The following is a 10,208-nucleotide window of genomic DNA, read 5'->3' as shown; positions in this document are numbered from 1 at the left end:
CCGCGTCGGCCCTGGTACATGACCATGACGCGGTCGGCCGTCTCGGCGATGACGCCCATGTCGTGCGTGATCAGCATGGCGGCCGCGCCGCGCTCCTTGCACACACGGCGCAGCAGGGCAATGATCTGCGCCTGCACGGACACGTCCAGCGCCGTGGTGGGCTCGTCGGCAATGATGAGTTCGGGCTCGGCGCACAGCGCCAGGGCGATGGCCACGCGCTGGCGCATGCCGCCCGAGAACTGGTGCGGGTACTGGGCCATGCGCTCGCGCGCCTGCGGTATCTCCACCTCTTCGAGCAGGGCGAGCGCGCGTGCCTCGGCCTCCTTCTCGGAGACGGGCAGGTGCGTGCGGATGGTCTCCACCAGGTGCCGGCCCACGGTATAGACCGGGTTCAGGCTGGTCAGCGGGTCCTGGAAGATGGAGCCTATGCGCCGGCCGCGTATGCGCCGCAGGTCCTCGCCGCGCAGCGTGTCGATGCGCTCGCCGCGCAGCTGCACCGTGCCGGCCGAGATGCGGCCCGGCGGCTCGATCAGGCCGATCACGGCGGCGCCCGTCATGGACTTGCCCGCGCCAGACTCGCCGACCACGCCCAGGATCTCGCCGGGCGCGATGTCGAAGGACACATCGTCCAGCACCTGCACGGGGCCCTTGTAGGTGTCGAAGGTGACGGACAGGCCGCGAACGCTCAGCACCGCAGGCTGTGCGGGGGGCTGCCCGGATTGTTGTGTCGTGCTCATTGCAGCTTGGGGTTCAGTGCGTCGCGCAGCCAGTCGCCGACGAGGTTGACGGACAGCGCCAGCGCCAGCAGCACCAGCGAGGGGAACAGCAATATCCACCACTCGCCCGAGAACAGGAAGCCCTGGCCGATGCGGATCAGCGTGCCCAGCGAAGGCTGGGTGGGCGGCAGGCCCACGCCCAGGTAGGACAGCGTGGACTCGGCCACGATGGCATGCGCGAAGCTGATGGTGGCGATCACCAGGATGGGCGCCAGCAGGTTGGGCAGGATGTGGCGCACCAGGATGGCCACGCGGCTGCGGCCTATGAGCTGGGCCGCCAGCACGTAGTCCTTGTGCTTTTCCACCATCACCGCGCCGCGCACGGTGCGCGCGTACTGCACCCAGTCGGACAGGCCGATGGCCACGATGATCACGAAGACCGCCATGTCGTCGCGGTAGCCCTCGGGCAGCAGGCCGCGTGCGATGCCGAAGACCAGCAGCGCCACCAGGATCACGGGAAAGGTCAGCTGTACATCGGCGATGCGCATCATCAGCGTGTCGAACCAGCCGCCCGCATAGCCGCAGACCAGGCCCAGCGGCACGCCGATCAGCAGGGACAGCCCCACGGCCGACACGCCCACCAGCACCGACATGCGCAGCCCGTAGAGGATGGCGCTCCACACATCGCGGCCCTGGTCGTCCGAGCCCAGCGCGTACAGCGTGCCGCTGGTGCCCGCCTGGCCCGGCGGCGTGAAGGCATCCATCAGGTCCAGATTGGCCGGATCGAAGGGGTTCTGCCAGGCCAGCCAGGGCGACAGCAGCGTGGCCGCCACGATCAGCGCCAGCACCAGCGCCGCCGCCTGCACCAGGCGCGAGCGTGCAAACGCGCGCTTGACCGGCGAGTCGCTGGCGCGCCAGCCCGTGGGAGGGATTGCTTGTTTGGCGGAATCGGTCATCGGTTTCTCAAGCGGGGGTCCACGATCACGTACAGGAAATCGACGAGCAGGTTGATGCCCACGTACAGCAGCGCGATGAACATCAGGTAGGCGGCGATCAGCGGCACGTCCACACCCTGGATGGAGGAGATGAACAGCAGGCCCACGCCGGGCCACTGGAACACGGTCTCGGTGACGATGGCAAAGGCGATCAGCGAGCCGATCTGCAGGCCCGCGATGGTGATCACGGGAATCAGGGTATTGCGCAGCGCATGGCCGAAGTACAGGTCGCGCTCGCGCAGCCCGCGCGCACGGCCGAAGCGCATGTAGTCGGCGCGCAGCACCTCCAGCATCTCGGCGCGCACCAGGCGCATGATCAGCGTCATGTTGTAGAAACCCAGCGTGATGGCCGGCAGGATCAGCGCCGACCAGCCCGAAGCCGTCAGCAGCCCGGTCTCCCAGCCGCCCAGCTTCACCGTCTCGCCGCGCCCGAAGGACGGCAGCCAGCGCAGCTCCACGGCAAACAGGTAGATCAGGGCGATGCCGATCAGGAAGGTGGGCAGGGATACGCCCACCAGCGACACCGTCATGATCGAGCGGCTCAGCCAGCCCTCGCGCCGTATGGCCGTGTACACGCCCAGCGCCACGCCGATGACCAGGGCGAACAGCGCCGCCGTCATCGCCAGCTCCAGCGTGGCGGGCAGGCGCTCGGCAATGATCTCGGTCACGGGGCGCTTGAGCCGGTAGGAGATGCCCAGGTCGCCCTGCAGCACCTTGCCCACGTAAGCCAGGTACTGCAGCGGCACGGGCTTGTTGAAGCCCAGGCTTTCCGTCAGCGCCTCGCGCTCGGCAACCGTCGCGTCCTCGCCCAGCAGGCTGATCGTGGGATCGCCGATATGGCGGAACACCATGAACGAGACAAAGGAGACGGCCAGCAGGACCAGGGCGGACTGGCCCAGCCGGCGCAGCAGATGGACCAGCATCGGCGCTTACTTCTTCTCGAACTTGACGAACTTGAAGTGCAGCGCGTTGTCCGGGTGCACGGGCACATTGATCCGGGGCACGGACGCGAAGTGGATCACCTGGTCATGCAGCGCGATGTAGAAGCGCTCCTTTTGCACCGTCTCCCAGATGCTCTTGATGGTGGCATCGCGCTTTGCCTTGTCGCTCTCCGAGGACAGGGACAGGATCTTGGCATCCACATCGGCATTGCTGTAGTGCGTCGCGTTCTGCGCGCCACGGCTGTCCTTGCCGCGCGTGTGCACCAGGAAGTCGAAGATGTAGGCCGAGTCATAGGTGGGCACGCCCCAGCCGTACAGGTAGAAGTCGCTGTCCGCCTTGGTCAGCGACACGCTGTGCATGGCGATCGGCCGGGCCGAGACTTCGGTCTTGATGCCGATGCGGCCCAGGAAACCGGCCACCGCCGTGGCAATGGCCTCGTCGTTCACATAGCGGTCATTGGGCGTGTTCAGCGTGATGGTGAAGCCGTTGGGGTAGCCCGCCTCGGCCAGCAGCTGTTTGGCCTTGGCGGCATCCGCCTTGGGATAGGCCGCGAAGGCCTTGTCATAGCCATTGACGAACGACGGCGCGATCACGCCCGTGGGAATCGACAGGCCGCGCATCACCGAGCGCTTGATCGCGTCGCGGTCGATGGCCAGCTCGATGGCCTGGCGCACCTTGGGATCGGCCAGCGGATTCTTGCCCTTGACGTTGCTGCTCTTGAGCTCTGCCGCACCCACGTTCAGGCCCAGGAAGATGGAGCGGTTCTCGGGGCCTTCATTGATGCGCAGGCGCTTGTCCTGCTTCAGGCGCGCCACGTCCTGCGCGGGAATGTCCTGGGCGAAGTCCACCTCGCCCGACAGCAGGGCCGCCACGCGCGTGGCCGGGGACTTGATGGGCAGGTAGATCAGCTCGGTCACCTGCAGCGGGAACTGGCCCTTGCCCCAGTAGTCGGGGTTGAGCTTCATCACCGTCTTCGAATCGACCTCGCGGCTGGCCAGCACATAGGCGCCCGTGCCGTTGGCCGCGCGCGTGGCGCCGTTCTCGGTCTTGCTGGCCGTGTCCTGCGTGGTCTCGGCGCCGTTGGCCTTGGACCACTTCTCGCTCATGATGAAGAGGTTGGTCAGGTTGTCCGGGAAGATCAGGTTCGGGCCCTTGGTCTTCACCTGCACCGTGAGATCGTCCACGGCCTTGGCCTCCTCCATCGAGGACAGCAGGGACTTGACCTGGGCGTTCTCGCCCTTGGCGCGGTTCAGCGAGAAGACCACGTCGCGCGCCGTGAACGGCGTGCCGTCATGGAACTTGACGTTGGGGCGCAGCTTGAACTCCCAGACCGACGGGTCGGAGGTCATCTTCCACGAGGTCGCCAGCGTGGGCACCAGCTTGCCGTCGGCCGAGCGGATGACCAGGGTTTCGTAGATCTGGTGCAGCAGCACGAAATTGGTGCCCACGTTGAAGGCATGCGGGTCCAGCGAAGTCGGATCGGAGCCGCGCGCCCAGCGCACGGTCTCGGCCTGGGCCAGCGCGGCCGAGGTCAACAGGCCTGCGGCCAGCAAAGAACTGCCCAGAATCTTCATGATCATTTGTCTGCTCCCCTGTGGATTGATTGGAAAGGCGGCGGCCATGCGACGCAGCAGCCCGGGCGCCGCAAGAAGCGGGCCATATAGGTGCGCCCCACTTTAAATAACTTTTTCAGCTTGTTGAATTGATTTTTATACTTAAAAGCCATTTCCAAATAACAAGACCGCCGCCTGCGGCCCGCCAATGGTGTGCGGCCATCATGGACAGGCCAACGGCTTTGACAGCTAGTGAAAACGCGAAAGACCGACACGGCCCGCTCTGGCAAAGGTTTGCAATCGGGCACAGGTCTGCGCCGCACGGCGTGCTAATTTCAGGCCCTGTATCGAGCCTGCGGGTTTCCGCGGAAAGGAAGCATCCATGAAGACATCCATTGCCAGCGCACTGCTGTGCGCCATGCTGGGCCTGGGCGCCCTGCCTGCCCAGGCGTCGGGCCTGGGAGACTCGCTGCGCCAGGCCTCGGGCCTTGGCGGTGACAAGGCCGCCGCCAGCAGCGAAGGCGCCGGCTCCGGCCTTGGCGGCATGCTGGGTGCGGGGGCAGGCGGTGCGGGCGCGCTGTCCGCCCTGGGCCTGAGCCCCTCGGCCACGGCCGGCAATGCGGCAGGCGTCATCTCCTACTGCATGAAGAACAACTACCTCAATGCCGACAAGGCGGCCCAGGTCAAGGACCAGTTGCTGGGCAAGCTGGGCATGCAAAAGCAGGAAGAGCCCAAGGACACGGGATTCCAGAACGGCCTGGGCGGCCTGGTCACCGGCTCCAACGGCAAGAGCTTCAGCATCGACAAGCTCAAGGGCGACCTCAAGGAAAAGGCCTGCGACTTCGTGCTGGACAACGCAAAAAGTCTTATTTGATCCCCCTGAGGCGCTGCGCGCCTTCCCCCTGAGGGGGACGACACCCTCGGTGCGGGGCGGCCCTTCCTCGGTGTCCCTGGGTTTAGGGCGCGCCAGTTTCGCCTTTTAGTTGACTATGCCAAGGATCCACTTGGCCTGCGCACCTGGGCCATGCAGGCTCCCGCAGCTTGCAGGACAATGCCTGCTCTTTTTGCAGCTTCCCCACGCCAGCCCCTCATGCAAGCCACGCGCATCATTGCCATCCGCCACGGAGAAACCGCCTGGAATGTGGACGCCCGCATCCAGGGCCATCTGGACATTCCTCTGAACGACATGGGACTTTGGCAGGCCGCCCAGGCCGGCAAGGCCCTGGCGGGTGAGCCGGTGGCCGCCATCTACAGCAGCGACCTTCTGCGTGCCTATGTCACGGCCGAGGCCGTGGCCGCGACCACGGGCGCATCGCTGACGGCCGACAAGGGCCTGCGCGAGCGCTGCTTCGGCAGCTTCGAGGGCCAGACCTTCAACGATATCGAGGCGTCCCACCCGGAGGACGCGCTGCGCTGGCGCAAGCGCGATCCCGAGTTCGTGCCCGCTGGCGGCGGCGAGTCGCTGCTGATGCTGCGCGACCGCATCTCGGCCACGGTGGACCGCCTGGCCGGCCGCCACGCAGGCGAGCAGATCGTGATCGTGGCGCATGGCGGCGTGATGGATGTGCTCTACCGCCTGGCAACGCACCAGGAAGTGCAGGCGCCCCGCACCTGGGCGCTGGGCAACGCGGCCATCAACCGCCTGCTGTGGACGCCCCAGGGCCTGGGCCTGGTCGGCTGGGGCGATGTGCAGCACCTGGAAGGCGGTGCGCGCGACGAGGTTTTCAGCTGAACGCCCGCACTGCAGCGCAGGCCCTCATTCCACCTGGATATTGGCGGACTTGACGATCTGCGTGTAGCTCGCCTTTTCCTTCTTCAGGAATTGGGCGAACGTGGCCGGCGTGCCCGAGCCGGGCGTGGCGCCGCTGTCCTGCAGGCGCTTGCGGACCTCGGGCAGCTTCAGCACCTCGGCCAGTTCGGCGGCCAGGCGGCTGACCACGGGTTCGGGCGTGCGGGCGGGGGCGAACAGGCCGGTCCAGGCTTCCAGCTCGAAGCCCTTCAAATCAGGAGCCTCCGCAAAGCTCATCACCTCGGGAATCACGTCGATGCGCTGTGCCGAGGTCACGCCCACGCCTTCCAGCTTTTTCTGCTGCACCAGCGGCGTGGCGCCGGTGGTCATCAGAATGCCCAGATCGACCTGGCCGCCCATGACCTCGCTGGTCACCTGGGCCACGCCGCGATAGGGCACATGGACCAGGCGGATGCGGGCGCGCTCCTGCAGCCGTTCCATGGCCAGGTGCAGCACCGTGCCCACGCCCGGCGTGGCATAGGTCAGCGCGCCGGGCCTGGCGCGGGCCATGCTGATCAGCTCGTTGAGGTTGTGCACGGGCAGGCCCGGGCGGGCCACGATCACCATGGGCGCCACCGTAATCAGGCCCACAGGTGCCAGATCACGCTCGGCGTCATAGCGCACGGAGGAGTTCACCAGTTGCGCAATGCTCACCGGCCCGTCAAAGCCCAGCAGCAGCGTGTAGCCATCGGCGTGCGAGCGCGCCACCTTGCTCACGCCCAGCACGCCGCCCGAGGCCGGCACGTTGTCCACCACCACCGACTGGTGCAGCCGCGCACTCAGCTTTTCGGCGATCAGCCGCGCCGTGGCGTCCACATCGCTGCCCGCGCCAAAGGGCACGATCAGGGTGATGGGCCCGGCTGCCGGCCAAGGCTTGCCCGCGCCCGGCGCGGCCTGGGCGGCGGGTGCAGCGGCAAGGGCCGCAGCCAGTGAGGCGGCAGCCGATAGCAGGGAGCGGCGGGACAAGGGCATGGGGCTTGGGCATGCAAGGCGCATGCCGGCAAAGGCGGTGCGGGCTGGCGATGGCCTGCAGGGCAAGCACGTCCAGCGCGTGGAAAGCGGGCGATTCTGCCATAGGGCGCAATTTTCCTGCCATGCGCTTGCCATGAAGCCCCATTTATTGCAATCCGTTTCAACCCTTGTGATTCCGTGTCCTAGGGTTCACGCCTAAGGCGCCGCACAACGGCCCTGTCCAGAATTGGCAGGCCATGATGCCCTCACCCAGCCAAATCATCGTCTTCGCCACGCCGGCCTTTTTGCTGCTGATCGCGCTGGAATGGGGCGTGAGCCTGTGGCGGGGGCGCAATGCCTACCGGCTGGCCGATGCCGTCAGCTCCATCAGCCTGGGCATGCTCAGCCAGACCAGCGCCGTCTTCACCCAGCTGCTGCGCATAGGTCTGTACACACTGGCCTTCGATCATGTGGCGCTGTGGCGCAACGACGCCTTCTGGACCAGCATTCCCGGCTGGCTGCTGGCCCTGCTGCTCTACGACTTTTGCTACTACTGGCTGCACCGCATGGGCCATGAGGTGGCCGTGCTGTGGGCAGCCCACGCCGTGCACCACCAGAGCCAGGACTACAACCTGTCGACGGCGCTGCGCCAGACCAGCTCGGGCGCGCTGCTGGGCTGGCTGTTCTACCTGCCCATGGCGCTGGCCGGCGTGCCGCCGCTGGTGTTTGCCATCGTGGGCCTGATCGATCTGCTCTACCAGTTCTGGGTCCATACCGAGCAGGTGCGGCGCCTGGGCTGGTTCGACCGCTGGTTCTGCGCGCCCAGCAACCACCGCGTGCACCACGCCGTCAACGACTGCTACCTGGACAGGAACTACGGCGGCATCCTCATCGTCTGGGACCGCATGTTCGGCACCTTCAAGCCCGAGGACGACAGCGAGCCCTGTGTCTACGGCACGCGCGGCCTGCTGCAAAGCTGGGATCCGCTGTGGGCCAACGCCGTGGTGTACCGGCAACTCATCCATGACAGCTGGCATGCGCGGCGCTGGAGCGACAAGCTGCGCGTCTGGCTCAAGCCGCCCGGATGGCGCCCCGCCGATGTGGCGCAGCGCTTTCCCAGGCCGGCCTTCGACCTGGACGCGCACCGCGTGCTCTACGCACCGGGGATGGAACGCGGCCTGCGCTGGTTTGCAGGCCTGCAGTTCGTGGCGCTGATCGCCGGGGTGTCGCTGTTTCTGTGGCATGCCGACCAGTCCTCGACGGCGCGCAATGCGCTGTGGTTTGGCGTGCTGCTGGCCTGCCAGTGGGCACTGGGCGCGGCCATGCAGGGGCGCATCAGCCTGTGGGTGGCCCTGGCCATCGAGGCCGGCGCGCTGGCCACCGCCACCAGCGTGCTGGACATGCTGCACTGGCACTGGCTGTTCAAGCCGCTGGCCATGGTCTTTGCGCTGATCGCTGTCATGCAGCTGTGGCGCGGCAGCGCGGCGTTCTCGGCGCTGGCGAAACCCGCGCGCGGCGCCTGCTGGCTGGCCGCGGCGCTGGCGGCCTCGATGGCGGGCGACGTGTTCCTGATGCTGCCCGATCTGTTCATCCCGGGCCTGGCCAGCTTCCTGCTCGCCCACCTGGCCTATATCGTGCTGCTGCGCCAGGATGCGCCCTGGTTTGCGCACCGGCCCTCGCTGGCCGCCACGCTGGCCCTGGGCGTTGCCATGTATGCCGTGCTCTGGCAGGGCGGGCTGCCCGCCGCGCTGCGCCTGCCCGTGGCCGCCTATGTGCTGGTCATTGCGCTGATGGCGGCCCAGGCCCTGGGCCGCGCCAGGCACCTGGGCGGCCAGCCCGCCTGGACCGTGGCCATCGGCGCCTGCTTCTTCATGGTCAGCGACTCGCTGCTGGCCATCAACCGCTTCGTGCAGCCTTTCGACGGGGCGCAAGCCGCCGTGCTGACCACCTACTACGCGGCGCAGTTGCTGATCGTGCAGGGCTGGCTGGCCCGTGGCGCATCGACATCAGGGTTGACCCGAGGCAGCTCGCAAGGCACAATGGCCGGATCGCATTTTCAGGAGTCCTTCCGTGGACAGTGCCAGTTCAACCAGTGACAAACAGCGCGCCGCAATGGCTACGCTGCTGGCTGACTGACCGACTCCTGTGATGGGAGCGGCCATGTCGGTCGGCTTCCATCCATTGCTGCGTTTCCCCTTGGATCTTCGCGCCCGCCCGGCGCTGCAGTGGCATTTGGCTTGCATCATGCATGCCGCGCCTGCACCTGAGATTCCAGTTGCTGTGGTTCACTGACCGCGTGTCCGTGCCTGCCCCGTTGCAGCGCCCGGCCCACGCTGCTTGACGGCCCTGCCCGCGGCAGTCTTCCTGGTTCGCCAAGGAGAAAGCCATGTCCACACCGTTCGCTCGCCCCGCAATGCAACGCCTGCAGCCTGCCACTGCCGCGCCCTGCCCCGGCGCCACCGGCACGCGCGTGGCTGCCTCCCAGGCAGCAATGCAGGCCAAGGCACAGGCACAGATGCAGGCCCAGGCCCCATCGGCCATGGAGCACGCCATGCACCTGGACCTGCAGACCCACTGGCCCACGCACCGCATCCGCAGCTTTCTGAGCCTGCAGCCGCGCTGAGCGCGCGCCGCAGCCTTGTCCGCCCCATCGTCAGAAAGGAGTTCCCCCATGGACCCCGATCCGAGTCGATCTTGCCCTGACCCCTCCGATACGGTCCGGCCGCACATGCCTGCGGCCCTTCCGCCCCTTCCCAAGGCCCCGGCCGGGAGACCCGCGCACGTCCATTGACGGATAGGTGCCGGGCTTCTTTCGGCCGCAACGAAAGAAGCCCGCCATGCAACACGTCATCACCGCGCTGCGGACCATGCCCGCAGCCACGCCCGCAACAGCACCCGTCTCCACGCGCGCCAGCCGCACCTCCCACACCACCCGCGCCAGCACCTTGCAGCTGGCCCTGCAAGCCGCCATTGCGGCACGCCACACCGGGCAACTGCACACCCTGCTGCAGCAACACGGCCCCGACCTCTTCGCCCATGCCCTCGTGGCGCTCACGCAGCGCCAGCAGGCCGACGTTCTGTCCCTGCTGGCGGCGCAGGAGCGCGCCGAGGTCTACCGCCATCTGCCAGCCCATGCACGGCGCCAATGGCTGCAGTCGGCCACCGTGGCCCGCCCGCCGCTGCGCCGCCGCCTGCTGTGCGCCTGCCAGCGCAACTGGCACTGGCTGCACGCCACCCTTCGTTCGAGCCAGGCCTGAGCCGC

The 10,208-nt window shown here is 67.3% G+C and carries 10 protein-coding genes; 5 read left to right on the top strand and 5 right to left on the bottom strand.

Annotated features, from left to right (window positions below):
- The 4 genes from L995_RS15400 to L995_RS15385 form a co-directional block, all read right to left on the bottom strand.
- Positions 1–737 (bottom strand): ABC transporter ATP-binding protein (locus L995_RS15400; protein WP_047472514.1); only part of this gene is annotated, 737 nt, incomplete at its 3' end.
- Positions 734–1,672 (bottom strand): ABC transporter permease, encoded by a 939-nt coding sequence (locus L995_RS15395; protein ID WP_012203172.1) that lies wholly within the window; start codon positions 1,670–1,672, stop codon positions 734–736. The genes L995_RS15400 and L995_RS15395, both read right to left, overlap by 4 nt.
- Positions 1,669–2,634, bottom strand: coding sequence for an ABC transporter permease (locus L995_RS15390; protein ID WP_016446522.1), 966 nt, complete (start codon positions 2,632–2,634; stop codon positions 1,669–1,671). Before L995_RS15390 ends, L995_RS15395 begins: the two co-directional genes overlap by 4 nt.
- A 6-nt stretch (positions 2,635–2,640) precedes the next feature.
- Positions 2,641–4,233 carry an ABC transporter substrate-binding protein gene (locus tag L995_RS15385; protein WP_012203170.1) on the bottom strand — a complete coding sequence of 531 codons (1,593 nt, stop codon included), beginning with the start codon at positions 4,231–4,233 and terminating at the stop codon, positions 2,641–2,643.
- Positions 4,234–4,588: 355 nt separating this feature from the next.
- On the opposite strand from L995_RS15385, the gene L995_RS15380 reads away from it, so the two are divergent.
- Positions 4,589–5,080, top strand: a complete 492-nt coding sequence (locus L995_RS15380; RefSeq protein WP_016446524.1) for a DUF2501 domain-containing protein — start codon at positions 4,589–4,591, stop codon at positions 5,078–5,080.
- 216 nt (positions 5,081–5,296) lie between these two features.
- Positions 5,297–5,938 carry a histidine phosphatase family protein gene (locus L995_RS15375; RefSeq protein ID WP_047472511.1) on the top strand — a complete coding sequence of 214 codons (642 nt, stop codon included), beginning with the start codon at positions 5,297–5,299 and terminating at the stop codon, positions 5,936–5,938.
- Positions 5,939–5,962: 24 nt separating this feature from the next.
- On the opposite strand, the gene L995_RS15370 is transcribed toward L995_RS15375, so the two are convergent.
- A complete protein-coding gene (locus L995_RS15370) occupies positions 5,963–6,967 on the bottom strand; it encodes a Bug family tripartite tricarboxylate transporter substrate binding protein (RefSeq protein ID WP_047472510.1) in 1,005 nt (334 codons plus the stop codon).
- A 239-nt stretch (positions 6,968–7,206) separates the two neighbouring features.
- On the opposite strand from L995_RS15370, the gene L995_RS15365 reads away from it, so the two are divergent.
- From L995_RS15365 to L995_RS15355, 3 genes are all read left to right on the top strand, one after another.
- The gene (locus L995_RS15365; RefSeq protein ID WP_047472513.1) at positions 7,207–9,042 is read left to right on the top strand and encodes a lysoplasmalogenase family protein; all 1,836 of its coding nucleotides are present in this window, start codon (positions 7,207–7,209) and stop codon (positions 9,040–9,042) included.
- Positions 9,043–9,332: 290 nt separating this feature from the next.
- On the top strand, positions 9,333–9,569 hold the full coding sequence (locus tag L995_RS15360) for a hypothetical protein (RefSeq protein ID WP_016446528.1): 237 nt from the start codon (positions 9,333–9,335) through the stop codon (positions 9,567–9,569).
- 214 nt (positions 9,570–9,783) lie between these two features.
- Complete coding sequence (locus L995_RS15355) at positions 9,784–10,203, top strand: hypothetical protein (RefSeq protein ID WP_047472509.1); 420 nt, start codon at positions 9,784–9,786, stop codon at positions 10,201–10,203.
- Positions 10,204–10,208: the final 5 nt, after the last annotated feature.

Origin of the sequence: Delftia sp. ZNC0008 (assembly GCF_000799035.1) — a bacterium.
In the GTDB taxonomy this organism is placed as follows: domain Bacteria; phylum Pseudomonadota; class Gammaproteobacteria; order Burkholderiales; family Burkholderiaceae_C; genus Comamonas; species Comamonas tsuruhatensis.
Note: the sequence above shows the minus strand (reverse complement) of the source record. Positions and strands in the feature narration are given on the sequence as shown.